Annotated in this window: 20 protein-coding genes; 12 read left to right on the top strand and 8 right to left on the bottom strand. The window is 63.9% G+C overall.

The window, feature by feature from the left end; translation table 11 throughout:
• Positions 1 to 7: 7 nt before the first annotated feature.
• The 9 genes from U5782_RS37030 (at position 8) to U5782_RS37070 (ending at position 11,480) form a co-directional block, all read left to right on the top strand.
• A complete protein-coding gene (locus U5782_RS37030; protein WP_322048819.1) occupies positions 8 to 742 on the top strand; it encodes an ABC transporter substrate-binding protein in 735 nt (244 codons plus the stop codon).
• A 215-nt stretch (positions 743 to 957) separates the two neighbouring features.
• Positions 958 to 1,773 carry an ABC transporter ATP-binding protein gene (locus tag U5782_RS37035; protein WP_322048820.1) on the top strand — a complete coding sequence of 272 codons (816 nt, stop codon included), beginning with the start codon at positions 958 to 960 and terminating at the stop codon, positions 1,771 to 1,773.
• Between the two features lie 186 nt (positions 1,774 to 1,959).
• Complete coding sequence (locus tag U5782_RS37040; RefSeq protein WP_322048821.1) at positions 1,960 to 2,904, top strand: TauD/TfdA family dioxygenase; 945 nt, start codon at positions 1,960 to 1,962, stop codon at positions 2,902 to 2,904.
• A 106-nt stretch (positions 2,905 to 3,010) separates the two neighbouring features.
• Positions 3,011 to 4,099, top strand: a complete 1,089-nt coding sequence (locus U5782_RS37045) for an ABC transporter substrate-binding protein (protein ID WP_322048822.1) — start codon at positions 3,011 to 3,013, stop codon at positions 4,097 to 4,099.
• Positions 4,100 to 4,116: 17 nt separating this feature from the next.
• Positions 4,117 to 6,498 carry a TonB-dependent receptor gene (locus U5782_RS37050; protein ID WP_322048823.1) on the top strand — a complete coding sequence of 794 codons (2,382 nt, stop codon included), beginning with the start codon at positions 4,117 to 4,119 and terminating at the stop codon, positions 6,496 to 6,498.
• 49 nt (positions 6,499 to 6,547) lie between these two features.
• The gene (locus tag U5782_RS37055; protein ID WP_322048824.1) at positions 6,548 to 8,173 is read left to right on the top strand and encodes an ABC transporter permease; all 1,626 of its coding nucleotides are present in this window, start codon (positions 6,548 to 6,550) and stop codon (positions 8,171 to 8,173) included.
• A 58-nt stretch (positions 8,174 to 8,231) separates the two neighbouring features.
• Positions 8,232 to 9,866: an arylsulfatase gene (locus tag U5782_RS37060; protein ID WP_322048825.1), complete on the top strand. Its 1,635-nt coding sequence runs from the start codon at positions 8,232 to 8,234 to the stop codon at positions 9,864 to 9,866.
• Between the two features lie 180 nt (positions 9,867 to 10,046).
• Positions 10,047 to 10,850, top strand: a complete 804-nt coding sequence (locus U5782_RS37065; RefSeq protein WP_322048826.1) for a Crp/Fnr family transcriptional regulator — start codon at positions 10,047 to 10,049, stop codon at positions 10,848 to 10,850.
• 81 nt (positions 10,851 to 10,931) lie between these two features.
• Entirely contained in the window at positions 10,932 to 11,480 is a 549-nt protein-coding gene (locus U5782_RS37070; protein ID WP_322048827.1) for a glutathione peroxidase, read from the top strand.
• 31 nt (positions 11,481 to 11,511) lie between these two features.
• Here U5782_RS37070 and U5782_RS37075 read toward each other — a convergent pair whose 3' ends face one another.
• Together U5782_RS37075 and U5782_RS37080 are read right to left on the bottom strand one after the other, a co-directional pair.
• Complete coding sequence (locus U5782_RS37075) at positions 11,512 to 12,939, bottom strand: DHA2 family efflux MFS transporter permease subunit (RefSeq protein ID WP_322048828.1); 1,428 nt, start codon at positions 12,937 to 12,939, stop codon at positions 11,512 to 11,514.
• Between the two features lie 807 nt (positions 12,940 to 13,746).
• Positions 13,747 to 14,016, bottom strand: coding sequence for a DUF1488 domain-containing protein (locus tag U5782_RS37080; protein WP_322048858.1), 270 nt, complete (start codon positions 14,014 to 14,016; stop codon positions 13,747 to 13,749).
• 362 nt (positions 14,017 to 14,378) lie between these two features.
• On the opposite strand from U5782_RS37080, the gene U5782_RS37085 reads away from it, so the two are divergent.
• Entirely contained in the window at positions 14,379 to 14,633 is a 255-nt protein-coding gene (locus tag U5782_RS37085) for a DUF6723 family protein (RefSeq protein ID WP_322048829.1), read from the top strand.
• 211 nt (positions 14,634 to 14,844) lie between these two features.
• On the opposite strand, the gene U5782_RS37090 is transcribed toward U5782_RS37085, so the two are convergent.
• The 3 genes from U5782_RS37090 to U5782_RS37100 all read right to left on the bottom strand — a co-directional run bounded on the left by U5782_RS37090 (position 14,845) and on the right by U5782_RS37100 (position 18,296).
• The gene (locus U5782_RS37090) at positions 14,845 to 16,398 is read right to left on the bottom strand and encodes a methyl-accepting chemotaxis protein (protein ID WP_322048830.1); all 1,554 of its coding nucleotides are present in this window, start codon (positions 16,396 to 16,398) and stop codon (positions 14,845 to 14,847) included.
• Between the two features lie 274 nt (positions 16,399 to 16,672).
• A complete protein-coding gene (locus U5782_RS37095) occupies positions 16,673 to 17,809 on the bottom strand; it encodes a porin (RefSeq protein WP_322048831.1) in 1,137 nt (378 codons plus the stop codon).
• A gap of 274 nt (positions 17,810 to 18,083) precedes the next feature.
• Positions 18,084 to 18,296, bottom strand: a complete 213-nt coding sequence (locus U5782_RS37100; RefSeq protein WP_322048832.1) for a hypothetical protein — start codon at positions 18,294 to 18,296, stop codon at positions 18,084 to 18,086.
• Positions 18,297 to 18,555: 259 nt separating this feature from the next.
• Between U5782_RS37100 and U5782_RS37105 the strand changes: the two genes are divergently transcribed.
• The gene (locus U5782_RS37105; protein WP_322048833.1) at positions 18,556 to 20,250 is read left to right on the top strand and encodes a GMC oxidoreductase; all 1,695 of its coding nucleotides are present in this window, start codon (positions 18,556 to 18,558) and stop codon (positions 20,248 to 20,250) included.
• 43 nt (positions 20,251 to 20,293) lie between these two features.
• Here the strand turns inward: U5782_RS37105 and U5782_RS37110 are convergent, their stop codons facing one another.
• Positions 20,294 to 21,877, bottom strand: coding sequence for an MFS transporter (locus U5782_RS37110; RefSeq protein ID WP_322048834.1), 1,584 nt, complete (start codon positions 21,875 to 21,877; stop codon positions 20,294 to 20,296).
• Positions 21,878 to 22,030: 153 nt separating this feature from the next.
• Between U5782_RS37110 and U5782_RS37115 the strand changes: the two genes are divergently transcribed.
• A complete protein-coding gene (locus tag U5782_RS37115) occupies positions 22,031 to 22,951 on the top strand; it encodes a LysR family transcriptional regulator (protein WP_322048835.1) in 921 nt (306 codons plus the stop codon).
• A gap of 20 nt (positions 22,952 to 22,971) precedes the next feature.
• On the opposite strand, the gene U5782_RS37120 is transcribed toward U5782_RS37115, so the two are convergent.
• Both U5782_RS37120 and opgC read right to left on the bottom strand, forming a co-directional pair.
• Complete coding sequence (locus tag U5782_RS37120; protein ID WP_322048836.1) at positions 22,972 to 24,651, bottom strand: tannase/feruloyl esterase family alpha/beta hydrolase; 1,680 nt, start codon at positions 24,649 to 24,651, stop codon at positions 22,972 to 22,974.
• Positions 24,648 to 25,757: an OpgC domain-containing protein gene (opgC, locus tag U5782_RS37125; protein ID WP_322048837.1), complete on the bottom strand. Its 1,110-nt coding sequence runs from the start codon at positions 25,755 to 25,757 to the stop codon at positions 24,648 to 24,650. Before opgC ends, U5782_RS37120 begins: the two co-directional genes overlap by 4 nt.
• Between the last annotated feature and the right edge of the window lie 774 nt (positions 25,758 to 26,531).

A 26,531-nucleotide genomic window follows, 5' to 3' on the forward strand; every position in this document is an offset into this window, starting at 1 on the left:
AACTCCCATGCCCCTCGACCCCACCCTCATCGAAGCCTTCACGCCCACCGGCACGTTGCGCGCCTCCATCAATCTTGGCAATCCGATTCTCGCCAACCGCGACGCCGCCACGCACGAGCCGTTCGGTGTATCCATCGACCTGGCCCGCGCGCTCGCGCAGCGCCTGGGTGTGCCGCTCGAACTCGTGGTGTTAGACACAGCGGCGCAATCCGTTGAAGCCGTGAGCGACGGGCACGCCGATTTTGGCTTCTTCGCCGTCGATCCCAAGCGCGGCGAAACCATTGCCTTCACCGCACCGTATGTGCTGATCGAAGGCTTCTACCTCGTGCGCGAGGATTCGCCCATCCGCAGCAACGCGCAGGTCGACGAGGCGCACAACCGCGTGGCAGTGGGCAAGGGCAGCGCCTACGACCTCTTTCTCACACGCGAACTGAAAGCCGCGCAAATCGTGCGCGCGCCTTCCTCGCCGACCGTCGTGCAAACCTTCCTCGATGAAGGGCTGGAAGTCGCGGCGGGCGTGAAGCAACAACTCGAAGCCGATGCCGCGAAAGCGGGCGGCCTGCGTCTGCTCGACGAGCGTTTCATGGTGATCCGCCAGGCGATGGGCGTGGCGCGTGCGCGTGGCCCGCAGGCGGCGGCGTACCTCGCTGATTTCGTCGAGGCGATGAAGGCGTCCGGTTTTGTCGCGCAAGCGCTCGCGCGGCATGGCATTGCGGGCGCATCGGTGGCGCCCCCGGCCTGATGCACCTCAGTTCACGCGGATAACAGCGCCACCTCAAGCCTTGCCAAAGCCTTTCAATCAAGCCGTGTTCTGGAATATCGAAAGCGTCAGATCGCCGGGTAATCTGACCATTCGTTGACAGACACTCGCCAGAGTCTTTTTGATAATGGATGCCATGAGCCGTCGCCGCGCCAACCGCGCGCCGACGCCCTCGGCCCCCACAATCAGGCTCCAGCATGAATCCACCCGCAGTGGCGCCCGCCTCGTCTGGCGGCGCGCCCGGTTCCTTCGATTCCTTCGTGCACCTGCATGGCGTGAGCAAACGCTTTCAGGTCGGGGGCGTCCCGCGCGAGATTCTCGCCGATCTCGACCTCGATATCCGTCGCCAGGAGTTCATCGCGATTCTTGGCGAGAGCGGCTGCGGTAAATCCACCTTGCTGCGCCTGCTATGCGGTCTCGACAATGCCTATGAAGGGCAGATTCTCGTCGACGGCGTCGTGCCGAAGATCGGCAACGACGAAGCGGGCGTGGTGTTCCAGGACCCGCGTCTGTTTCCCTGGCTGAGCGTCGAGCAGAACATCGCGCTCGGGCTCGCGCGCTTCCAGCTCGATCGCCTCGAAGTTCACCGGCGCGTGAGCGAACAGATCGCCCTGGTCGGGCTCGTGGGCTTCGAGCGCGCGCTGCCGCATCAACTCTCGGGCGGCATGGCGCAACGCGTGGCGCTCGCGCGCGCCATCGTCGCGCGGCCGGCCTTTTTGCTGCTCGACGAGCCGTTCAGTGCGCTCGATGCGCTGACACGATCGCAGATGCACGATCAACTGCTGCGCATCCGCGCAGCCGCCGACCTCACGATGCTGCTCGTCACGCACGATGTGGAAGAGGCCGTCTATCTGGCCGATCGCGTGGTGGTGATGGCGCCGCGCCCGGGCCCGCTGCGCGCGACCGTCGATATCGGCCTGCCGTATCCGCGCAATCGTAGCGATACCGCATTTCAACGTGAACGCGAGCGCCTTCACGCGCTGCTTGGTCATGGCGTTCATTCCCATAGCTGATTGTGTGCTTTGGACTGTCAAGGCGTGGACAGAAATTGCAGCGGTGTCCCGGTAGCATGTTCGTAACGGTCGCGATCGCAACGTACAGATTGACGGTCGCGGCCTGAGAGATGGTGGAAGGCAGGCTTTGAAAGTCGCCTCTCCGTTTTTATTCATAAGGAATCCTGTTCTTTAGCGAGAAACGAAATGTCGAAACTCAACGTAGTGGAAAACGGCGAGCTGTCCATTCATCCGGTCACGGGCCGCATCGGCGCGGAGATTCGCGGCGTGCGTCTGTCCGGCGATCTGCAACCGGCCGCGCTGGACGCGATCAACGCGGCGCTGCTGCGTCACAAGGTCATCTTCTTTCGCGACCAGACGCATTTGACGGATCAGGAGCAGGAGTCGTTCGCGAAGCTGCTGGGCGATCCGGTTGCCCATCCGACGGTGCCGGTGCGCGAAGGCACGGAATATCTGCTCGAGCTCGATTCGTTGCATGGCGGTCGCGCCAATTCCTGGCATACCGACGTCACCTTCGTCGATGCCTATCCCAAGGCTTCGATCCTGCGCGGCGTGACCAATCCCGAAGTAGGCGGCGACACCGTGTGGGCGAATACGGCCACCGCTTACGACGATCTGCCGGACACGCTCAAGACGCTGGCCGAGCAACTCTGGGCCGTGCACAGCAACGACTACGACTATGCGGCGGCCGCGAGCTATTCGCGCAATGCGCTCACCGAACAGGCGAAGGCCGCCTATGAGCGCTATCGCGAAGTGTTCGTGTCCACCCGATATGAAACCGAGCATCCGCTCGTGCGCGTGCACCCGGAAAGCGGTGAGAAGACGCTCGTGCTGGGTCACTTCTTCAAGCGCTTTGTCGACCTGCCGGGCTCGGCGTCGAACCACCTGTTCGAAGTGTTCCAGGGCTATATCACGCGCCTGGAAAACATCGTGCGCTGGCGCTGGCAAGCGGGCGACGTGGCGATCTGGGACAACCGCGCGACCCAGCACTACGCCGTGAACGATTACGGCGATGCGCGCCGTATCGTGCGCCGCGTGACGCTGGCGGGCGACGTGCCGGTGAGCGTCGATGGACGCACGAGCGTGACGCGCAGCGTGGAAAAAAATCCGAAGCTCGCTGCAGCGGCCTGACGAAAAAAGGCAACAGGGGCAACAGGGGAAAAACGCGCCGCGCCGCCGCGTGTCTTGCGTGGCGGCGCCGGCGCCTGCATTCGAAGCGCTTTTTGTGGGGGTTCTCGTGGGACGTCGATTTTTTGCACACTTTTCTGCCGCTTGCCTCGTTGCGTGCGCGCTGCTTGCATTGGTCTCGCCCACTGCTCGCGCGCAGAACGTGATCCGCATCGCGGTGCCCGATATCGGCGCCGCCTCGAAACCCGCGGGCGGCGGCGTGGTCGATGTCCTCTACGCGAACCAGGCGCTGGAAAAGGCCTTTTTGAAGGACGGCGTGCGCATCCAGTGGACGTTCTTCAAAGGCGCGGGCCCGGCCATTAACGAGGCGTTCGCGAACCATCAGGTCGATCTGGCCTTTCTCGGCGATCTGGCCGGCATCATCGGTCGCGCGAACGGGCTCGATACGCGTTTGATCGCGGCGCTGGCGCGTGACGTCAACGGCTATCTGGCGGTGCAGCCGGGGCAGGGCATCAAGGATCTCAAGGACCTCAAGGGCAAGCAGATCGCGCTCTTTCGCGGCACGGCGCTGCAACTGTCGTTCGACAGCGTACTGCGCAGCGAAGGCCTGACCGAGCGCGATTTCCGCATCGTCAACCTCGACCTCAACAGCGCGGCCGCTGCGATCGCGGCGCATCGTATCGACGCCGTCTGGGGGCCGTCCTCGCTCTTCATTCTCAAGGACAAGGGGCTCGTCGAGATTCCGGTGAGCACGCGTGGCCGCGATGGCGTGGGCACCTTCAAGGCGGGGCTCGTGGCCTCGGGCGACTTCCTGCGCGCGCATCCCGACTGGACGCAACGCGTGGTGTCGAGCGTGCTGGACGCCTCGAACTGGGTGTCGGATCGCAAGAATCTGGACGCGTATCTGCAACTCGAACAGACCCGCGCGGGCACGCCGACCTCGGTGTGGCGCAACGAAATCGGCGACAGCGATCCCGCCACCTTTTTCTCGCCGCTGCTCGATCCGTACTTCGTCAACGCGTTCAAGCGCGATGTCGATACCGCGAAGCAGCAAGGCATGATCCGCCAGAGCTTCGATGTCGATCACTGGGTCGATGCGACGTATCTGAACCAGGCACTCGCGCAGTCGAAACTCGCGAGCCGTTGGCAACCCTACCAGACGTTTGGCGAAGTCGAAAAGACGGCGAAGACGAATTAAAAGGCACCTATAACAACATGAAGGACCACCTCACGCTGTTTCACTTGACGACGCTCGCTGCTGCGGTACTCGCCACCACGCAGGCCTGGGCGCAGGACGATGCCAATGCCTCACAGGCCGCCACCACCATAAACGCTAACCCGAATCCGGACGCAAACGCTCAATCATCGAAGGCCAAAAGCGAGAACCCTGTGCAACTGAAGGAGTTCACGGTAACGGCGCGCCGTCGCTCGGAAAGCGCGCAGAAAGTACCCGCGCCGATTTCCACGGTGAGCGGTCAGGACCTGGAGCGTCAGCGCCTTTATCGCATCCAGGACTTGCAGCAGAGCTTGCCGAGCCTGAACGTCGCCTTCATCAACCCGCGCCAGTCGAGCATTTCGATTCGCGGTATCGGCAACAATCCGGCCAGCGACAATCTGGAGCCGAGCGTCGGCGTCTATCTGGACAACGTTTATCTGGGCCGCCCCGGTATGGCCGTGTTCGATCTGCTCGATATTCAGCAGGTCGATCTGCTGCGTGGTCCGCAAGGCACGCTGTTCGGCAAAAACAGCACGGCGGGCGTGCTCAATATCTCCACGCGTCCACCGCAGTTCCATACCGAGGGCTATCTGGAGCAGTCGGTCGGCAACGACGGTTACGCGCAGACCAAGGCCCATCTGTCCGGGCCGCTTTCGGATACGCTCGCGGGCACGCTCGATCTGGAGCACACGCATAGCGATGGCAGCGTCACGAACCTCTATAACGGCAGCCAGTTGAACGGCACGTCGAACTATGGCGTGCGCGGACAATTGCTATGGAAGCCTAATAATGATCTGAGCGTGCGTTTTATCGCCGATTACAACACGCAGAACTCGAATACCGGCGCGATGCTGCTGTACGGCGTGCCCACCGGCAGCACCTATCTGTCGCGCGCGGCGCTGTTCGGCGTGCAGCCGGTGACGAATCCTGCGTTATCGCAGGTCAATACCGACACCACGCCGCACATGAACGTCCATCAGGGCGGCGTCTCCACCGAGGTGAACTACAAGCTGCCCTCGGGCTACTCGCTCACGTCGATCACGGCGGCGCGCTTCTGGGACTTCTCGCCGACCAACGACGGCGACGGCCTGCCCGTGCCCGCGACCACCGACGCGGGCGTGCGCGTGGACGATCACCAGATCTCTCAGGAGGTGCGTCTCGCCTCGCCCACGGGCGGCCCGGTCGACTGGGTGGTCGGCGCGTACTACTTCTACGAGCAGACCAACACGAACACGTTCACCGCGTTCGGCCCGGATGCGGACCTGTTCACGTACGGCGTGAATCGCGGCATTCTCAACGGCGTGACGGCGGTGTCGCCCGCTTCGGTCGAAACAAACAGCGCGGCGCTGTTCGGCCAGGCGACCTGGCACATCAATACGCGCGCCGATCTCACGGCGGGCGTGCGCGGCACCTACGAGGACAAGACGGGCTACGTGAACCGTCTCGCGCCAGAGGGCGGAGCGGATCTGAGCGGCTCGCTATTGGCCTTGCGCAACGCGGCGGTCGGCGCGTACCAGTCGGGGCAACTCGGCCAGCACAGCATCAGCCCGTCGATGATGCTCAACTTCAGCTACAAGCTGACCTCCGACGTGCTCGCCTACGCGACGCTCGCGCACGGCGAGAAGTCGGGCGGCATCAACATGGCCGTGGGATCGGCGCCAACGCTCGGCGCAAACTCGCTGCTGTTCGGCCCCGAGCGCGCCAACGACGCCGAACTCGGCATCAAGAGCGAATGGCTCGACCATCGGCTGGTGCTCAACGCCAATCTGTTCTGGACGCAGATCAACGGCTATCAGGCGACGACTTACGTGACGGTGCCATCCAGCGGCCTCGTGAGCCAGGTGCTCGCCAATGGCGCCAATGTGCGCTCGCGCGGCGCGGAACTCGATCTGCGCGCGCGGCCGTGGCGCGGCTTGACGCTCGGGCTGAACGCGTCCTACGTGAACGCGACGTACAGCTCGTACACGAACGGACCGTGCGCCGCCGAAATCACGATCGCCACGGGCGCGACCACCTGCAACCTCACGGGCAAGCCCGTTTCCGGCGCGCCGCGCTGGATCGCCAACCTGAGCGCGCAGTACGAGTTCTCGCTCGGCGGTGATATCGACCAGTACGTGACCGGCGTGTGGTCGCTGCGCTCGAACCAGTACGGCACGCTCGACGATTCGCGCTACGGCCGCCTGCCGGGCTACGGCATTCTAAATCTCGCGACGGGCTGGCGCCTGAACAGCGGCGCGCACAAGTGGGACCTGTCGATCTGGGCACACAACGTGTTCAACCGGCATTACTACCTGGCGTCGTTCGCGAGCGTGCAGAACACCTATACGGCGATGCCAGGCGATCCGCGCATGGTGGGCGCGACGCTGCGCTTCACGTACTGATCGTAACGATTCACCGATTCAATCCGTATCCATCCGCAGCGAGGCCGACATGCTCAATACGGCGAATTCGACAATTCTCGACGACGATCAGGCCAGCGCGCCGGCCACCGTCCCACACCGGCTGCGCGCAAGCGGTCGTGTCGTCTCCTGGGCCGCGCTGGTGCCGTGGGCGTTGCCCGTGTTTGTCTATCTGCTCTGGTGGCAGGCCGCGCATGCGGGCTGGATGTCGGCGCAGATTCTTCCCGCGCCGGAACTCGTCTGGGAGACCGCGCGCGATTTGCTGCGTGATGGCCTCGCGTCGAACCTGCTCATCAGCCTGGAGCGGCTGGCGATTGGCTTCGTGCTGGGCACGCTCGGCGGCGCATTGCTCGGCGCACTGATGGGTGCGAGCGTGGTGGTGGAAGAACTCATCGCGCCGCTGTTCTATGCCATCGCCCAGGTTCCACCGCTCGCGCTGTTGCCGCTCTTGATGGTGGTGCTCGGCATCGGCGAAGCGCTCAAGCTCGTGCTGATCTTCAAGGCCGTCGCGATTCCGGTGGCGATCCACACGCAAGTAGGTGTGCGCGGCATCGCGTGGCGGTTGCGCGAAGTGGCGGGCGTGCTGCGTCTGAGCGCCTGGCAGCGCGTGCGTCTGCTGGTGTTGCCCGCTGCGCTGCCTGCGTTCCTGACCGGCGTGCGCCAGGCGCTCGCGCAGGGCTGGCTCACGCTGATCGCAGTGGAGTTGCTGGCTTCGTCGGAGGGCATCGGCTACCTGATGGTCTATGGGCGGCAGATGTTCCAGCTCGACGTGGTGTTCGTCTGCATCGTCACGATCGGGCTGACGGGTTTCGCGATCGATCAGGGCGTGCAGCGGCTCGACCGCTGGCTTGTGCGCTGGCCGCATGAAGCGCCGGGCGCGCACATCGCCACCGCTCAGCGCGGTTGGCAACGCTACATGCGCGGCGCGCTTCTGCCCGCGTTGCTGCTTGCGCTCTGGGTTGGCGTGGCGCGTCTGCATGTCGTCGATGCGAACCTCTTGCCCGCGCCGGGAGCGGTGCTGCGCAGCGCGCTAGACGATCTGCGCAGCGGCGCGCTGCCCGTGCCGCTCCTTCATACGCTGGCGCGCGCAGGCGCGGGGTTGGCCGTGGGCGCATTCGTGGGGCTCGCGTTCGGCATCGCACTGGGCGCGGTGACGTGGGTGCGCCGCGCGTTCGGCCCGACCCTCACCGCCCTGCGCCAGGTCGCGATCTTCGCGTGGATTCCCTTGCTCACCGCATGGGCCGGCCTGGGCGACCTCGCCAAGGTGATTTTTGTGGCGCTGGCAGCGTTCTTTCCCGTTGTGCTCGCAACCAGTCGCGCGGTCGAAGGCTTGCCGCCCGCGCTCGTCGAAGTGGCGCTCACGCTGCGCCTGAATGCCTGGCAACGGCTGCGCTGGCTGATCGTGCCCGCGATCCTGCCAGGCGTGTTCGCCGGGCTGCGGCTCGCGCTCGTGTACGCGTGGCTCGGCGCGATCGGCGCGGAGTATCTGATGCCCTCGGGCGTGGGACTCGGCACCTTCATGATCGACGCGCAGCAACTCTTTCGCATGGACCGTCTGCTGGCGGCGGCGGTCACGATCGGCGCGCTGGGGGCGCTGTTCGGCTGGCTGGGCAGCCGTCTGGAAGCTTCCGTCACGCGCTGGCGCACGCGTCATTGAGCGCGATCCGAACTCATCCGAACCCTTCGCGAATCGACATTCACTGGAGACTCACACCATGCCTTCGAAGTCAGACAAGCAGCCCGCCAAGCGGCCCAACTTTCTCGTGATCGTCGCCGACGATCTGGGCTTTTCCGACCTCGGCGCGTTCGGCGGCGAGATCGCCACGCCGAATCTGGACGCGCTCGCCAACGCGGGCGTGCGCTTCACCGACTTCCACACAGCCTCCGCCTGTTCCCCGACGCGCGCGATGCTGCTGAGCGGCACCGATCATCACGTGGCCGGCATCGGCACGATGGCCGAAGCCCTGCCGCCGCATCTGGCCGACAAGCCCGGCTACGAGGGCTATCTGAACGAGCGCGTAGCGGCGCTTCCTGAACTGCTGCACGACGCAGGCTATTTCACGGCGATGTCGGGCAAGTGGCACCTGGGGTTGACGCTCGATCGCGCACCGTCCGCGCGCGGCTTCGAGCGCTCGTTCGCGCTGTTGCCGGGAGCCGCGAACCACTACGGTTTCGAACCCGTGGGCGAAGACGACGAGCAGCCGCGTCTGCTGCGCTCGACGCGCTCGCTCTATGTCGAAGACGGCCTGCACGTGGACAACCTGCCCGAGGACTTCTATTCCTCCGATACCTTCGCGGACAAACTGATCCAGTATCTCGGCGAACGCGAGGCGAGCGATGACCGGCCGTTCTTCGCCTACTTGCCCTTCTCCGCACCGCATTGGCCGTTGCAGGCTCCGGCGGAGATCGTCGAGCACTACCGTGGCCGCTACGACGCGGGCCCCGACGCGCTGCGCGCCGAACGCCTGGAGCGGCAAAAAGCGCTGGGCCTGCTCGACGCCGAGGTCGCCGCGCATCCCATCGTTGCGCCCACACCCGAATGGGACGCGCTAACCGCCGACGCCCGCGCATTCTCGGCGCGCACGATGGAGGTCTACGCGGCGATGGTCGAGCGGCTCGACTGGAACGTGGGCCGCGTGATCGACCATCTCAAGGCCACGGGCGAATTCGACAACACCTTCGTGCTGTTCCTCTCCGACAACGGCGCGGAAGGGGCACTGCTCGAAGCCCTGCCGATCTTCGGGCCGGACCTGCAACGCTTTATCCGTGACTACTACGACAACAGCCTCGCGAACGTCGGGCGCGGCAACTCCTACGTCTGGTACGGCCCGCGCTGGGCGCAGGCGGCCACGGCGCCCTCGCGCCTCTACAAGGCGTTCACGACCGAAGGCGGCATCCGCGTGGTGGCCTTCGCGCATCACGCGGCGCTGGCGCGGCGCGGCGTCGGCCATGCCTTCGCGACCGTGATGGACGTCGTGCCGACCGTGCTCGATCTCGCGGGCGTCGAGCATCCGGGCACGCAATGGCGCGGCCGCGAGATCGCTGCCGTGAAGGGCCACTCGATGCTGCCTTATTTGCGCGGCGAGGCCGACGCCGTACACGACGCGACGCACGTGACGGGCTGGGAACTGTTCGGCCGCCGTGCGGTGCGCCAGGGCGACTGGAAGGCCGTGTTCATTCCCGCACCGGCGGGGCCGGGCGTCTGGCAGCTTTACGACCTCGCGCGCGACCCCGGCGAAACCCAGGATCTGGCCCAGGCCGAACCGGTGAAACTCGAGGCGTTGCTCGCGCACTGGGAAACCTATGTCGAGGAAAACGGCGTGCAGGCCTTCGAGTTCGCGCTGGCCTGATGCGTGGAGTGCTTCAGATGCGTCAGTTGCGCCTGCGGCGCAAGTGGCGCGAAAGCAGAGAACCAAAGGCGCGTGCCGTTAGCGCGCCGGCCTTGATATGGATAGAAAGAAATCATGGTTTGGGCGGGCGGGGATCGGATGCTCAAATGGATCGGACACATCATCCCTGGAGAACGCATCATGGCCGCCATAGCCAGGCTAGCAGAGCGGTTTTCGTCGCCCGAGCGGCGCGCGGGGCTTGCTTATCCCTCACACGACGCGCTGTTGCGGCGCACGCTCGACCCGGTGACGCGTCAGCGCGTCATCAACGCGTTCCTCACCAACCCGAGTCTGCTGAACTGGTCGGCGGGCGCGGCGGGCACGCTCGTCGATGCGGGTTACGAGAAGACCTGGCTGCACGGCGAACTGGTCGTGCCGTATCAGGCCGACTGCAAGGAAATCCATATCGTGCTGGCGGGTGCGCTGGAGGCGAGTTGGGTGAGTGCATCGGGCGCGCGCGTGATCGGCGAATACATCCAGCCCGATTCGGTCATCAACATCATTCCGGCGCTCGACCGCAAGGGCTCGCTGTGTGACCTTTATGCACGCGGCACCGTACGCCTGTACCATATCCCGCGCGAGGCCATGCTCGACCTGTTCGAGCGTGAGCCCGCTTTGATGCGCGGCTTTTTCGAGCTCATCTGCTCGCGCAACCGCGAACTGAATCATCGCTTCCGCTTTTCGCGGTTGGCCGATTTCAGCGCGCGCGTGGCCGAACGGCTGCTGAGTCTCGCGGAGCGATACGGCAATCCCGTCGATGCCGGTGTCGAGATTGGCCTGAAGCTTTCGCAGGACGATCTCGCGGCGCTGCTGGGCGTATCGCGGCAGAGCATCAACAAGGAATTGCGAGCCTTCGCCGACCGCGGATGGATCGAGATCCGCTACGGGCAGATCACGATCCTCGATAGCACAGCCCTGCTGAGGGTGCGCGAGGCCTGCGAATAAGCGAGCGGATTCATTGATTAACCGAATGATCGACCAGGCGATTGAGCGACCAGTCGATTCGACCCGACAGAGGATAGAGACATGAGCACGATTTACGACATTCCCGTGAACGCCATCGACGGCGCGCAAACCACGCTGCGCCCCTACGCGGGCAAAGTCCTGCTGGTGGTGAACGTGGCGTCCAAGTGCGGGCTGACGCCGCAATACGAAGGCCTGGAAGCCCTCTATGAAGGCAAGCGCGCCGACGGCCTCGAAGTGCTGGCGTTTCCGGCCAACAATTTCAAGGGCCAGGAGCCGGGCAGCGACGCGGAAATCCAGGCCTTCTGCACCGGCACGTTTGGCGTGAAGTTTCCGCTTTTCTCGAAGATTTCGGTGGTGGGCGACGACCAGCATCCGCTCTACCAATCGCTCACCCAGGCGCAGCCGCAAGCGGCCGGCGACGGCCCGTTCCGTGCGCGCCTCGAAGGCTACGGCATCCAGCCGAATCCGGCGCCGGACGTCCTGTGGAACTTCGAAAAATTTCTCGTGAGCCGCACGGGCCAGGTGGTCGCGCGCTTCTCGCCCGACACGCCTGCTGACGATCCGAAGCTCGTCGCCGCCATCGACGCGGAACTGGCGAAGGCAGCGTAATGCAGGGCTGAGCGCGCTTGAGCCTGCTGGCTCAGGACGCCCGTTCGGCCTTCTGCGCAACCAGCACCCGGCTGCCCGCATTCGCGGGCAGCATCGCACTATCCATCGTGGCGAGCAGCGCCAGTGCCGCGATCATCCAGAACGCCAACTGAAAGTCGGCCGAACTCGCGTGGCCCGAGACGGTGCCGTGCCATTGCTCGGCGAGCGAGAGCATCAGCGCGCCGACGGCAATCCCCATCCCCGCATTCATCTGCTGCATCACCGAAAAGAGCGTGGTGGCGTCGCGCATTTGCGGCTGCGGCACATCGGCGAAACCGATCGTATTGAGCGCCGTGAACTGCATCGAGCGCGTCATGCCCGTGAAGAACAGCAGCGCGCACACGAGCGCATACGGCGTGTCTGCGCTCAACTGCGTGCAGGCGGCGAAGCCCGCTGCGACGAGCAAACCATTGACGCACAGCACCGTGCGAAAACCGAAGCGATGCATGATGCGCGTCGTACCCGGCTTCATCGCGAGATTGCCCGCGAAGAGCCAGAGCAGCAGTGCGCCTGCCTGCACGGCGCTATAGCCGAAGCCGATCTGGAACATCAGCGGCAGCAGAAACGGCGCTGTGCCGATGGCGGTGCGAAACAGCGATCCGCCGAGCGCTGTCACGCGAAACGTGCGGATCGATAGCGGTGCGAGGCCGAAAAGCGGATGCGCCGCGCGGCGAAGATGGCGCACGCTCAGCGCGAGCAGGACGATGCCGCTGATTAGCACGCCGAGTGAAACGGCGCGGGGCACATCGGCGCGGCTGACGGCTTCGATGCCTGCCATGAAGAGACCGAAGCCGAGTCCGGTCAACACGAAGCCGGGGGTATCGAAGCGTTGCGGCTGGGGTGTGCCGTTGCGCACCAGCAGGCGTGCTGCGATGAAGGCGATGGCGCCTAGTGGCAGATTGAGCAGGAAGATCCAGTGCCACGTCCAGTGCGTGCTGATCCAGCCGCCGACGGGCGGGCCTAGAATCGGCGCGACCAGCGCGGGCCAGGTGAGGATGGCGATGGCGCGAACGATGCCTTCCTTGGGCGTTTCGCGCATCACGACGAGGCGGCCTACCGGCACCATCATGGAGCCGCCGATGCCTTGCAGGATGCGTGCTGTCGTGAAGCTGAGCAGGCCCTGGCTCAGCGCGCAGAGCAGCGAGGCGAAGGTGAATAGGGCGATGGCCAGGCTGAAGATGCGGCGCGCGCCGAAGCGGTCGGCGGCCCAGCCGCTTACGGGGATGAATACTGTGAGCGCTACGAGGTAGGCGGAGACGCCCACCGATAGGTACGCTGGCGCTGTGGCGAAGTCGCGGGCCATCGCGGGGAGCGAAGTGCCGATTACTGTTGCGTCCAGGTTTTCCATGAAGAATACGCCGGCTACCAGTAACGCTATCGCCAGGCGGTGGGTGGGGGTGATGGGGGACGTGGTGGCCATCTGGTGAGGTTCGGGGTTGGATTTTTGGGCAATTTTAGAATCTTAGTGGGTATTTGGACGGCTTGGGTTTTTGCTGTTTTGGCATTTCCTTGTTTTCTTGTCGGTCTACTAGCGTTGCCCCTGTGCGGGGCGGCACTTACTTTTCTTTGCCGCGGCAAAGAAAAGTAAGCAAAAGAAAGCCGCTCAAACCGCTAGTGTGACGAAGTCCACAAACCGCCGTTTAGGGGGAAAGGTATAGGAGCATCCGTCTCATCGCACCACTAAACAAAGTGACAAAGCCGTCATTCATCCGGGGGCGCTACGCGCCCCGTGGGGCATAACCGCAAACCGAAGGTTTGCTAGATCTCGCGAAAATGCCTTCAGTACAGGGGTTATCCTTGCAGACCCGTCCGCTGCACGCGGAGCGAGCAGCGGGATGAATGAGTCCTTTGTCACTTCGTTCGGTGGTGCGAGGTGGCGGATGCTCCTATACCATTCCCCGCGTAAGGCTGGTTGTGGATTGCGTCACACTGGCGGTTTGAGCGGCTTTCTTTTGCCTACTTTTCTTTGCCGCGGCAAAGAAAAGTAGGTGCCGCCCCGCACAGGGGCGACGCTAATAGACCGACAAGAAAACAAGGAAATGCAAAGGAATGCTGAATAAGTTAAATCACAGAAAAATGAAAAATCGAAGCTAAAGTTAGAAGGCCACGCCCTAGACTTCCATCATTTAAAAGAGGGAGAAAGAAGGAAAGGGGGCCGGGAGACCCAAAGGCAGCAAAACATCACAGCATGCCCATGCCCTCCGACCCCAATGCCCCAGCGCAGCTACTACTTTAGCGCCTTAAAGTCATTAGTTTCGAGCTCGACCGACTGCCCGCCGTTCTTGGACAGCGCATTTCGCGCCGCCTTTTCAATCCGGGGCCGGTTCGCTTCAAACGCGCTCAGCAGCGCATGCGAAGAAGTACCGTCATTGCTGAACCGCTCGTTCAGCGCGTCCATTGACACACTGCACCATACGGGCCGATCGTCCACCTGGGCTTCGAAGGCGATACGCGAAGCCGCCACGGCGTGACGGCGGTTCGTAAATTCGATCCTCATCTGCTTCCTCCTTGCGCAAATTGCCGGATTGCCGGGCGATATCCGACCCGGCCCCATTGGTTCAGCAAGTCGCGATCCCACTGAATAATCGCTATGGGCAGGCGTGCCGATTGCGCTGATGCGCGTGGCAGCGCGCCCGATGCGATCGCCTTTCCGGTGAACCGCAATGGCCAAACGTTCTGCAATGGTAATCGCCGCCGCGCGCGCTGTCTCGTTCATGTTGATCGTGGCTCAAGCCGCCCCCGTAGCAACACGATGGCTAACGTTACACATGCGCTCGATGGCGATCGCCCGAATGCGCCGGTCGAGTCTCTGAGTCAACGCTGCCTGTTCATTTATTTCGTCGTTCTGATCGAGCGGACATGGATAAACCTCCGATTGAAGCCGGCAGCCTGCGGCCCGAAGATTACGACGTCGTGTGCGGACAGAAGGTGAACGCGCTCGGCAGTTATATCGGCTCCCTGCGCGTTCGCCGCAAGCCCGACGGCAAGCTCATCTATCCGTTCGACGGTTGCGAGGTGCCAGGTCCCTTCGCGACGGGCGAGGAGGCGCGCCGCGCCGCCTGCGCGATGGCCGAGGAACTCGTGCGGCTCGACATCGCCAGTCCCGAAGCGTAATGGGGCATCTCCGCGTTGCATCCCTGTGGGCTCACTCAACCGGCACGAAGTCCGGAAATAACGTAGGCCGGTGCCGGTGATACGCGTGCCCGACGTGAGCCACATCGGCTTGACGCTGGAGGCGCACGATGGTGGCGCGCCTCAGGCAGATCGATGCACGATCGCCTGAGAATCGCGAGGCATGCGTCGGCCACACCGAATTGCCGCAGCCTTAGGCGAAGCTGTCCTCGACCTTGAAGGCCGCAACCAGCGTATTGAGCGAATGCGCGTGATCGGCGAGCGAGGAAGCCGCCGCCGCGCTTTGCTCGACGAGCGCCGCGTTTTGCTGCGTGACTTCGTCCATCTGCGTGACCGCGATGCCGACCTGCTCGATCCCGTCGCTCTGCTCGCGCGAGGCCGCCGCGATCTCATGAATCAGCGTGGCGACGCGCGTGGTCGACGACTGGATCGCCTCCATCGCGCCGCTGGCCTCGGTCACGAGCGCCGCGCCATTCGCGACGCGTCCCGTCGAGCCCGCAATCAGCGTGCCGATTTCCTTGGCCGCCGCCGAGGCGCGCTGCGCAAGGCTGCGCACTTCGCCCGCGACCACCGCGAAGCCGCGTCCTTCCTCGCCCGCGCGCGCGGCCTCGACGGCCGCGTTGAGCGCGAGAATATTGGTCTGGAAGGCGATGCTTTCGATCGTGCCGATGATGTCGGTCATCTTCGACGAGCTGGCGTGAATTTCATGCATGGTCTGCTCCATGCGCGTGACGGCGTCGCGCCCGCGCCCGGCCACGTCGGCGGCGCCGAGCGCCAGTTCGCGTGCCTGCTGCGCGTTGACCGCGTTGGTCTGCACCGTGCCGATCAATTCCTGCATCGCGGAGGACGTTTGCGCCAGCGAAGAAGCCTGTTCCTCGGTGCGCTGCGAGAGATCAAGGTTGCCGCTTGCGATCTGCTGCGTGGCGGTCGCCATCGCATTCGCGCCCAGGCGGACCTGCTCCATCGTCTCGCGCAAGCGCGTTTGCATCGCCGCGAGGGCGTCGAGCAGCATGCCCATTTCGTCGTTGCGGTGCGCCGTCACGCGGGTGCTCAGGTCGCCGGCGGCGATCGCCTCGAAATGCGCCATCGCCGCGCGCAGCGGTTCCATCACCGCGCGGCGCAAACCGCGCCAGCTGAGGAACGCAATTAGCAGCGCCAGCGCGATGCTTGCGCCGCAGATCACGCCTAGTGTGTGAAAGCGTGCGCTGGAGTCGGCGTCCGCACGGCGCGCGGCTTCGTCGAGATACTGTTCGAGCGCGCCCTGGCTCGCGTTCATCGCCGTGTAGAGGCCGATCAGTTCGGTGGCACGGCGTTCGTCCATCCAGCTCGCGTCGCCGCTGCGGATCGCCGCGATCAGGCGATCGATCGCATCGCGCCGCACGGCGCCGCGTTTCGCGTCGAGATCATCGGTGAGCGTTTGCAGTTCAGGCGTCTTGGGCAGCGCGCGAAACTGCTGCCACCAGCGATCCGATTCGGCCAGCAGGGCCTGGGCGCGGTCGAGTTGCGGGCCAAGCTGCGGAGAATGCGGGTTCGCCATCGCCCAGTCGAGGCCGAAGCGCGCACGCGACATCGCCGTGCCCGATTTACCGAGCGCCACAGCCGAAGCGAAATGCACCGCATAGGCGTCGTGCTGGGCGCGGTTGGTCATGTCCATGCCGAACAGGCTCACGACGCCCATGGCGATGACCAGTGCCCCGAGTGTCATCACCGTCAGTGCGAGCCGCAGATTGATCGTCAGGCTTTTCATTATTGTTCCATATGCGAAACGCTATCCCGTATATGAAAAGTATAACGGCACGTTCGAGCCGGAAATTAATCGCGATCGCTGAGTGTTTACCCTTGGCGTGACCGATAAAAACAAAAAAGCCCGTCCGAAACTGGACGGGCAAAAGGACGAATGTGCGAGGGGCGTGCGTATCGCTATCGAAGCGCTCAGGCGCGAAGCCTGGCGCCAGATTCAATAGTGATCCTCACGATATCTGCACTTCATCCGGAGAAGTGTGAGTTGTATTCGCGCGAGATCAGAAGCGCGTGAGCATGCCGACTGCGCCCATGACCTGGTTGCTCGTCGACGACGCGCCGCCTGCGTTGTACATGGAGGCGACGTTCTTGTTGCCGATGGCGTGCTCGTACATGGCTTCGGCGTAGAGTTCGGTGCGCTTGGACAGCGAGTAGCGTGCGATCGCGTTCACTTGACTCCACTTCGGATCGGGGCCGTACGAGGTGGCGCCGTTCAGATGCGCGTCGGTGTACGTGTACGACAGGCCGGCCTTGAATGCGGGCGTGAAGTTGTACATGCCGTTGACTTCGTAGTTGTCGAAGTGCAGCGAGCCGTTGCTCAGACCGAAGGCGCTCGTGCCCTGGTACTGGCTATGCGAATAGACGAAGCCGACCACGGCGGGGCCGAACGCGTAGTTCAGGCCGGCGGCTGCCGTGCGTTGCACGTCGGACGTGAGGTTGCCCTTGACTTCGGCCTGATCGACCGCGCCGGTCGTGTTCGTGAACGCGGTACCCGTCTTCGAGCCCGAACCGTTGGTTTGCAGGTAACCGGCGGCGGCCGTCAACGGACCGTAGGTGTAGCTTGCCGCGGCGCTGTACGCGCGGCTCACGGCGAATTCGGTGCTGTTGCTGAACGCGTACATGCCGCCGAACTTGAAGCCGCCGTAGTTCAGGCTCGTGTACTTGACCGAGTTGTTGAAACGTACGCTGTGCTGGAGGTTGTCGTTGTCGTACGGGTGCGCGAAGCCCGAATCGCCGAAGGTGCCGGCCGTGGCCGAGAGCGGTGAGACGAAGTCGACGACGTCGTCGTACTGACGGCCCATCGTGACCGTACCGAGGCTGTTGCTGCTCAGACCGACAAACGCCTGGCGGCCGAACATCCGGCTGTTCTGACCCAGCGTGCCGTTGGCGACGCTAAAACCGTTTTCGAGCACGAAGATGGCCTTGAGACCGCCGCCCAGATCTTCCGCGCCCTTCAGGCCGAAGCGGCTGCCGCTGATGTTGCCGCTAGCGAGCGCGACGCGGCCGCTACCGCCGACGTTGTTCGTGTAAGCGATGCCTGCATCGACGAGGCCGTAGAGGGTAACCGAGCTTTGCGCGTGGGCGGATGCGGCGGCGAATGCGGTCACGCATGCGGCGGCGATCGAGATTTTTTTCACTGTGAGACTCCAGTTCTATAGGGATGCTGGGTTGAGACGCCAGCGAGTATAGAAAAGGGTTTTGACGGAAATGCGCTTTGGCTGGCGCACGGTCTCTTCCTGAAAATGGAAGAATCGTTTCAAAAAACTGAAACAATTCGCGCAAGGCTTGCCGAGAGACGGTTCGCGCAGCCCAGCACCGGCGGGCGGGCGACGCGGCTCGCGTTTTCGAGTCGCGTTTCTGCAACATTTGGTAATTGAGGCAATCGAAACAATCGGCCGTCGAGCGCCGTATTCAGCTTGCGCTCTGGTCGCCCTGTGCGAGCAGGGTTGCAAACGCCCGCTCGGCGGGGGCCAGCGCGGCTTTCCCGCGTCGCACGCGCAAGGCGGCGAGCGTACGCGAGCGCCACGCGTCGATCACGCACGGATGCACATAGCTCTTGCGGCACACCGCCGGGGTCATTGCCTGGGTCAGCGCAATCGGCGATCCCGGCGATGCAGGGCGCACGATCCGCCGTTGTCCAATGCGGCGTTGCAGCGAGGCTTATCCAGGTCTTACCTATCAACGCGAACAGGTTGCCCGCAGCCTGGAAACGCGGAATAGTCCATCCGGCCGACGTTTTCCGTTCTCCGCCCAGGTCCGCCGATCCATCGATCACGCGGTCCCTGTCATGCTATTAGTAAGCATACCTACGAAAGCGGATGGTCGGGCGCGGCACGTTGGCGACTACCTCGAAACGCATAATCAAACAGGCAAGGGACCAAACATGAAGACCGCATCTTCGTCGGACAAGCTCCACTACGGCTATCCCACTCCTGGTCCGCAGAACCCCACCAGCGGGCGCGTGATGGATCACGTCTTTTTCCTCTCGAATGAAGGCTGGAAGGCGGCGCGCGAACAAAACGTCTACGACTACGTGATTGTCGGTTCAGGTTTTTGCGCGCTGGGTTTCGCCGAGCGCATGCTGAAGAACCAGCCGAAGAGCCGCATCCTGATTCTCGAACGCGGCGGCTTCTTCCTGCCCGAGCACTTCCAGAATCTGCCGCTGCCGTACAAGAACACGCTGGGCGGATTGTCCGAGACCTTTCCGTGGACGCTCTCGGCCACGACGGCGCAAGGCGAGGCGGGCGGCTATATCCGCTGGCAGCATGGCATGGTGCCATTCTTCGGTGGGCGCTCCACGCTGTGGAGCGCGTGGTGCCCGCGCCCGAACCAGCAGGAAATGGAGGGTTGGCCGGCCGAAACGGTGCGCGCGGCGCGCGAGAACTTCGAGACTGCGGAACACCTGCTGCGCGTGCAACCCGCCGACAAGATCGACCAGGACCGCAGCGCGGCCGAACGCAATCGCATTGCGGACAAGCGCCCTGTCTACGGCGAATTGCAGAATCGCGTGCAGGCGCTACTCGCGCAACACGCGACCCACGTGCCGGGCATCTATCGCAGCGAGGCCGCACCGCTCGCGTCCTCGGCCGAAGCGATCGACGGCATCGACTTCCAGAAGTATTCCACGCCGGGCGACCTGCTCGCGCTGGCGGGGCAAGTGGATATCGCGACCGACTGCGTGGTCGAGCGCATCGTGCAGCAGCACGGCACCGCCACGGCCTTGCAGACCTCGCGCGGCGTGCTGCCGCTTGGCGGCGCGAAGCTGATCCTCGCGATGGGCACGCTGCCGCCTGCCACGCTGGTGCGTAACTCTTTCGGCGATGCGGCCAAAGCCGGCGAGCGCTTTTCGGCGCATTTCATCACGTCGATCGTCGCGCGCGTGCCGAAGGAGGAACTCGATCCGCATGGCACGTTTGCCGACCTCGAAGTGGGGGCCTGCTACATCGCGGGCACCGGCCCGCAGGGCTATACGCAGCAGTATCACATCCAGCTTTCGGCGCTGTGGGACAAGCAGCCGGAGAAGAACGCGGGCACCGCGCTGCGCTACATGCCCGATGTGGTGGCGACCGCCTCGATGGCGCAATTGCAGTCGTCGAAGAATCATGTGGTGTTCGTGTGCGCCGTGCTGGGCGAACTCGATTACCGCAACGACAAGAACTGGTTCCGCCGCAACGAGCAGGACGATGACGTCACGACCAACTCGCTGCTCCAGGTGGTCGAGAACAGCAGCGACGCGCAAACGTGGAACGCGATGGACGAAGGCACCTTCGGCATCCTCGAAAAGGCGTTGTCGAGCGGACGGATCGAGTATTGGCACGGTTCGCCCGACGATGGCAAATGGACCACGGCGCGTCCGTCCGTCGATGAGCGACGCGTGCCCGCGCTGGTGCACGAAAGCTCGACGCTGCATCTGGGCACGGACGCGAGCGCGCCAGTGGACCTCGACTATCGGCTCAAGGCGTCGAGCAATGTGTACGTCACGGGCGGCGCGTTGTGGCCGCAAGGCGGTTCATGGAACCCAACCATGACGATGGTGGCGCTCGCGCAGGATCTTGCCGACAAGCTCAGCAAGAAGTGATGAAGCCAGGGCGGGCGGCGCTTGCCGCCCGCCCTAAGGATGATCAGGAATCCGATGGTTTTGCGCGGAAGATCGAAAAACTCAGCAAAGCCAGCAGACTCACGGCAATGGCGCCGTACAGCATGAGCCAGCCGAAGCCATGAATGAGCGCGCCTCGGCTGATTGCCGTGAAGGCTTCCGTACTCATTGCGCCCGCGCCGGTGAATGGCGCCGCTTCGCCTGGCATCAGATCGCCGGCGGCGACGCGGTTCGCTAGCGCACGCCACGCCGCATCGCGCACAGGCTCGCCCAATGTCGCGTGTAACCGGTTCGAAACCCCAACGACCAGCAGCAGACCCATCAGCGCGATATTGATGGCGAGCGTGATCATGCGTGCGCTCATGTCGATACCGGAAGCCATGCCCGCGCGCGCCGCGGACACCGACCCCGTGGTGGTGTTGGTCACCGGCGTATTGGTCATGCCGAGCCCCGCGCCTGCCAACAGACAGCCGGGCAGTACGGCCAGCGCGCCGGCGTGGCCGAAGCGGCTGCCGACCCACATCAGAAAGAAGCCCAGCCCGATCGTGAGCAGCCCGGCGGGAATGACGATCCCGGGTCGGTAACGCAAGGCCAGGCGCTCGCCGATGGGCGGGAACACAAGCGTTGGCAGCGTGTAGGCGAGCAGCGAGAGCCCGGCGGCTACCGGTCCTTCGCCTAACGCCCGCTGGAAGTAGATCGGCAAATAGATGATGAAGGCCCAGAAGCTGAAGTTCATGCCCACCGACCCCAGCAAGGCACCCGAGAAGTTGCGGACCCTGAACACGGAGAAGTCGAACATCGGATGCGCGATGCGCGTCTCCACCCCGTAGAACACGGCGAGGCTGGCGGCACTGGCTGCGAGAATGGCCAGGCCGCTCGCGCTCGTGAAGCCGCCATCCGCGCCTTGCGTGATGGTCCAGACGAAGCCCAGAGTCGCCGCCGAAAGCGTGACCATGCCCCAGACATCGAGCTTGCGCGCCTGAGGGTCGCGCGATTCCTGGACGCCGATCACAGCAAGCGCGAGCGTCACGACGGCGAGCCCGACGTGAATCCAGAACACCCACTTCCAGTTGGCTAGCGCGACGATCGCTCCGCCCACCAGCGGCCCGAACCCCAGCCCGATGCCGAGCACGATCCCCCATGCACTAAACGCCCTTGCGCGCTGCGCCCCCTGCGGAAACTGGGACGAAAGCACGGCGACGAGGCAGATGAGCATGGCGCCGCCGCTCGCGCCTTGCAGCACGCGGCTGGCGATCAGCATGGCGGAGGTCCACGCGAGCCCGCATAGCAGCGACGCGATGCCGAACAGCAGGATCGCGCCGACGAATAAACGCTTGCGGCCGAAGCGATCCGCGAGCGTGCCGGTAGCCATCAGCACGGTGGTGCAGGCGATGGTGTAGGCATTCATGATCCACTGCATCTGCTTGAAGTCGCCGTGCAGCACGACTTCGAGTGTCGGCAGGATCACTGGCACGCTGGAGATCTCCAGCGCGAACATCATGGCGGCGAGGCACACGGCGATCAGCGCGATGGTGTTTCGTTGCGCGGGCAACGGTGTGGGATGGCGTGTGGTCGTGATGGCGTCCTGCCCGATTTCGCAAACCTGCATGACTGACTCCATAAAGGTGGCGTGACGCAGGCGGCTTTGCTGTCCGTGCATCACTGGATTTTTCCTGTGGAGTCTAGAGGAATATAATTCTCTAATTGACGCATTTCATTCGCGCATTCGGTTCCTATATGGAACCAATCACAGGGGCAGCAGATGAAAGACAATCTCGACGGCGTGGCGACCTTCGTGCAGGTGGTGGAGGCGGGCAGCTTCGCGCTGGCGGCCGAGCGCATGAACCTCACCCGCTCGGCGGTCGGCAAGGCCATCAGCCGGCTGGAAGCGCGCCTCGGGGTGCGCCTGCTTCATCGCAGTACGCGCAGCCAGTCGCTCACCACCGAAGGGCAGGCGTACTACGAAGGCTGCGTGCGCGCGCTTGCGGAACTCGATAACGCCGAGGCTGCACTCGACCACAGCGGCATCGAGCCGAGCGGCCGCTTGCGCGTGAGTGTGCCCGAAGCCTTCGGGCATCTTTGCGTCGCGCCGGTGTTGCTCGATCTCGCGCGCGCGCATCCCGGGCTGCAAATCGACCTCTCTTTCACCGATCGCATGACCGATCTCGTCGAGGAAGGCATCGATCTCGCGGTGCGCATCGGCGAGTTGCGCGACAGCACTACGCTGGCCGCGCGTCACCTCGGCACGCAGCATGTGGTGATTGGCGCGTCGCCCGACTATCTCGCGCGGCACGGCACGCCCACGAGCCTCGACGACCTCGCGGATCACGTTGGCATTGCGTATTCATGCGGTGGCAACGTTGCGCCGTGGTGGGGCGGCGCCGGAAGCGTGACCGGTGCGCACGGTAGCGCGCAGCCCGTGCGCATCCGCTCGCAGATCAGCATGGACGACATCCAGGCGATCGCGGCCGCCGCGATCGACGGTTATGGCCTCGCGTGGTTGCCCTGCTGGCTGCTCACGCGATTCACGCAAAGCGGCGTGCTGGTGCCGGTGCTCGACAGCTACCGGGTGCGCTCGCAGGAGATCTACGCGGTCTGGCCGAAGGAGCGCCATCTGCGCGCCAAGACGCGCGTGGCGATCGACGCGTTGAAGGTGCGGATTCCCGCGATGATCGGCGCGTAGCGGAGTATCGACGCAAGCGCTTACGAAGTCGCGCAAACGAAGCTGCTTGCGCGATTGAGATTGCCCGTGCCGGTGTAGCGTGGAAACGCGGGATAGCGGCATAGCGGGCGCGTGCGCCCGTTGCTTGGCTGCGCGATATCGGTGGCGAGCAGCGTTTGCGGCGCGACGCCGTGCGAAACCCAGCCATCGAGCGCACCGAGCAGATCCACCGAAGGAATGAACACACCATTGCCGTGCTGAAAGCCCGGCACCATGTAGAGCCGCATGAAGTCGTCCACGCGTGCCTGGCCGTAACGCGCGACCAGACCGTCGTAATAGGCGATGGTCTGGTTCGGGCTGATGACTTCGTCGGCGAGACCTTGCAGCGTGATGAGCTTGCCGCCGCGCGCGAGATAGCGCGAGATATCCGGATTCATCGCGCCGATCGTGGCCGAGAGCGTAGAGAGACGCTGCTGATAGCGACCCGGACGCATCACGTCGAAGTTGATCGCATCGAAGGTGGGGTCGTGCGTGACGAAGTACTTCACATAAGCATCGCCTTGCGCGAACAGATAACCGTTGGCGACGAAAGTCGGTCGCGGCAGGCGTTGCGGATCATGCGCGAGACCGAGCAGGCTGGTGAAGCGCACGCCCTGGAACACGTTGTAGCCGCGATAGCGGTCCACATTCCAGGCGAGTGCATAAGGGAGGTGCAAGCCGTCGCGTAGGTGTTCGAGCGTCGCGAGCTGCGCGGGCGTGAGGCAGACCTCGGGCGTCATGGGGGCGCTCGCTTCGGAGGTTGCCGGCGTGGGGCAGCGCAGCGATTCGATGATCTCCGCTTCCCTGGCGCGGCAGCCTTCGACATCGCTGATGATGCCGTCGGCCGCGCCGTCCAGTGTGTCGCACATCTGCATCGTGCGCTCATAAACGTGTTCGAGCAGTTGCGGCGACACATAGCCGCCCGGCGTGCGGTACTCGCTCTGGCCCACTGTCACGCCCATCAGCCGCACGCCGGAGAAGTTCAGTGCGGGGGCATTGGCGACCACGCCGTCGTAATCGTCGGGATAGCGCTGGATCACGGTGTAGCCTTCGCGCCCGCCCGTCGATCCGCCCGCGAAATACATATGCTCGGGTGCGCGCCCATAGCCGAAGGTGATGAGCGCGAGCGCCACATCGTGCGTCTTCTTCAGATGCGCATAGCCAAAGTTGGTGACCGCCTCGTCGAGCAGACCGAAGTTCGCCTGTGACGAATCGCCGATGTGACCCGAGTCGTCGCCGAAGGTGGCATAGCCGCGTGCGAGCGGCGCGCGATCAGGCGAGAACGGCGTGGGTCCCGTACCGGTGACGACGATGCCGCTATACCCACCGCCGCCGAACTGCACCGCGCGACCGTTCCAGCGGCTCGGCAGATTCAGCTCGAAACGGATGTCGGGCGTGCCGGCCGATTGCGCGCGGATCACGCCGGTCAGGCGGCAATAGTCGCCATCGAGGTTGCCGGTCGCTGTCGCGCCGATCATGGTGGCGGTCTGCACGAGCGCGCCACCGGTGGGCAGGCCGATGCTGTCGGCGGCCAGCAATACGCCCGCGAGATCGGCGCAATGTAACGGCAGGGCGGGGGCGTGTTGAGCGTGAACCTGGGCGCTTGCGAGCAGCGCGAGCACGAACGTGGCGTGACGGACGGCCGTGGAATGGGAGAGAGCCTTTGCGCTGCGCCTGCTCATCCGCAGCCGGCCCCGTTGATGGCCGCGCGGGCCTTCTGGCGGCCCGTCATGCCGCGCCATGCGCGCGCGAGCATCAGCGTGGCGCCGATGGCCACGGCGTCGCCGGCCAGCGCCGCGGCGAAGGCGGCCGCACCGTGCAGCGCGTGCGGCGTAGCCGTATCGACGGCGACCGAAATCAGCGTACCGCCGACGAAACAGACGAGGCCGGTGCGGCCCACGGTGACCACTGACGGCAGATGCGCCGCGAGACGCGCGACGGTGCCGCGATGCACGAAGTACGCGGCCACCATCGCGATGACGATGAAGTTGACGACACGCGCGAAGGCTAGATGCTGTTTCATTGCGCCAGGCAAAGGTTGATTCAGGACGAGCAGTTTCATCGCTGCGAACGCCGCCACGGCCACGAAGGCGAAGCGCACGAGCCAGCGCGCGGCCTGCGATGCCTTGAAGTCGGCGGGCATCGGGTGCAGGCGGCACAGCATACCGAATACGAACATCAACTGCCAGGCGAACGGATTGAAAGACCAGTCGGCGACATCGTTCGCGCTGAACAGCGCGGCGAGCTGCGGCGCGAATACCCAGATCAGCAGGCTGGTGGCCAGAGCCGGCAAGGGCGCGCGGCGCGCGAGCGGCACCGTGGCGGGCACGCATAGCGCAAATATGACATACATTGGCAGCACGCTCGATAGATACGGCTGGCGCGTGAGGATGAGGATATGCAGGGATTCGCGCAATGGGTGCGATGCGAATGGCGCCCAGCCGCTTAGGTCGGTGGCGAGTGGGTTCAGGCGCAGTAGCGCAAGCAGTGCGCCTGATAGCAGTGTGAGGAGTGCGGTTAGCAGGTAAGCGCGGTAGATTTCCCAACTGCGGCGCAGGAAGCGGTTCTTTGCAGCGCTTACGCCGCGATTTGTGTGGACTGCCATGTAGGCTGCTGCCGAGGCGTAGCCGCCTAGAAACACGAATACCTCGGCGGAGTCGCATAGCGCGTACGCGTGCAGCATGATGTGCGAAAGCGCACTGCCCGGGATGTGGTCGAGCACTATCACGATTAGCACTATTCCACGGAAAAAATCCACTTCGATTGAACGCCCCTGGCGTGTTTCCATTTGGGCCTCGCCACTTTCGGTTCGTGCGCTGGTGCGCGGTATTTGGGTCGGTGAAAGGGGGTGAAGGCCGTGTGACAGGCGCTTCTTTTTTGCGCTCTGGCGCGCAGGCCTTCTATGGCCATACGAGTTGGGTTTTTGGGCTTTGTTCCCCTAGGGTTGGGGTTGTTTTGTGATTTTCTTTGGATATGGCCGGGGCGCCATTTTCGGGTCAGCGGTGGGTCAGTTTCGGGTTTTATTATGCTTTCGCGTTTTCTTGTTTTCTCGTCGGTCTATTAGCGTTGCCCCTGTGCGGGGCGGCACTTACTTTTCTTTGCCGCGGCAAAGAAAAGTAAGCAAAAGAAAGCCGCTCAAACCGCCAGTGTGACGAAGTCCACAAACCGCCTTTTAGGGGGAAAGGTATAGGTGCATCCGTCTCATCGCACCACTAAACAAAGTGACAAGGCCGTCATCCATCCGGGGGCGCTTCGCGCCCCGTGGGGCATAACCGCAAACCGAAGGTTTGCTAGAGCTTGCGAAAATGCCCCCAGTACCGGCTTTCCCTTGCAAACCCAACCGCTGCGCGCGTAGCGAGCAGTGGGATGTATGAGTGCTTTGTCACTTCGTTTGGTGGTGCGAGGTGGCAGACGCTCCTATACCATTCCCCTTGTACGGCTGGTTGTGAACTGCGTCACACTGGCGGTGTGAGCGGCTTTCTTTTGCTTACTTTTCTTTGCCGCGGCAAAGAAAAGTAAGTGCCGCCCCGCACAGGGGCAACGCTAATAGACCGACAAGAAA

This window comes from Paraburkholderia sp. J67 (genome assembly GCF_905220265.1).
Taxonomy (GTDB): Bacteria; Pseudomonadota; Gammaproteobacteria; order Burkholderiales; family Burkholderiaceae; genus Paraburkholderia.

What these genes read in the sequence shown, in the direction of transcription:
- U5782_RS37030 (WP_322048819.1), top strand. Translation starts at nt 8, where the DNA reads ATGCCCCTCGACCCCACCCTCATCGAAGCCTTCACGCCCACCGGCACG.
- U5782_RS37035 (WP_322048820.1), top strand. Translation starts at nt 958, where the DNA reads ATGAATCCACCCGCAGTGGCGCCCGCCTCGTCTGGCGGCGCGCCCGGT.
- U5782_RS37040 (WP_322048821.1), top strand. Translation starts at nt 1,960, where the DNA reads ATGTCGAAACTCAACGTAGTGGAAAACGGCGAGCTGTCCATTCATCCG.
- U5782_RS37050 (WP_322048823.1), top strand. Translation starts at nt 4,117, where the DNA reads ATGAAGGACCACCTCACGCTGTTTCACTTGACGACGCTCGCTGCTGCG.
- U5782_RS37055 (WP_322048824.1), top strand. Translation starts at nt 6,548, where the DNA reads ATGCTCAATACGGCGAATTCGACAATTCTCGACGACGATCAGGCCAGC.
- U5782_RS37060 (WP_322048825.1), top strand. Translation starts at nt 8,232, where the DNA reads ATGCCTTCGAAGTCAGACAAGCAGCCCGCCAAGCGGCCCAACTTTCTC.
- U5782_RS37065 (WP_322048826.1), top strand. Translation starts at nt 10,047, where the DNA reads ATGGCCGCCATAGCCAGGCTAGCAGAGCGGTTTTCGTCGCCCGAGCGG.
- U5782_RS37070 (WP_322048827.1), top strand. Translation starts at nt 10,932, where the DNA reads ATGAGCACGATTTACGACATTCCCGTGAACGCCATCGACGGCGCGCAA.
- U5782_RS37075 (WP_322048828.1), bottom strand. Translation starts at nt 12,939, where the DNA reads ATGGCCACCACGTCCCCCATCACCCCCACCCACCGCCTGGCGATAGCG.
- U5782_RS37080 (WP_322048858.1), bottom strand. Translation starts at nt 14,016, where the DNA reads ATGAGGATCGAATTTACGAACCGCCGTCACGCCGTGGCGGCTTCGCGT.
- U5782_RS37085 (WP_322048829.1), top strand. Translation starts at nt 14,379, where the DNA reads ATGGATAAACCTCCGATTGAAGCCGGCAGCCTGCGGCCCGAAGATTAC.
- U5782_RS37090 (WP_322048830.1), bottom strand. Translation starts at nt 16,398, where the DNA reads ATGAAAAGCCTGACGATCAATCTGCGGCTCGCACTGACGGTGATGACA.
- U5782_RS37105 (WP_322048833.1), top strand. Translation starts at nt 18,556, where the DNA reads ATGAAGACCGCATCTTCGTCGGACAAGCTCCACTACGGCTATCCCACT.
- U5782_RS37110 (WP_322048834.1), bottom strand. Translation starts at nt 21,877, where the DNA reads ATGCAGGTTTGCGAAATCGGGCAGGACGCCATCACGACCACACGCCAT.
- U5782_RS37115 (WP_322048835.1), top strand. Translation starts at nt 22,031, where the DNA reads ATGAAAGACAATCTCGACGGCGTGGCGACCTTCGTGCAGGTGGTGGAG.
- U5782_RS37120 (WP_322048836.1), bottom strand. Translation starts at nt 24,651, where the DNA reads ATGAGCAGGCGCAGCGCAAAGGCTCTCTCCCATTCCACGGCCGTCCGT.
- opgC (WP_322048837.1), bottom strand. Translation starts at nt 25,757, where the DNA reads ATGGAAACACGCCAGGGGCGTTCAATCGAAGTGGATTTTTTCCGTGGA.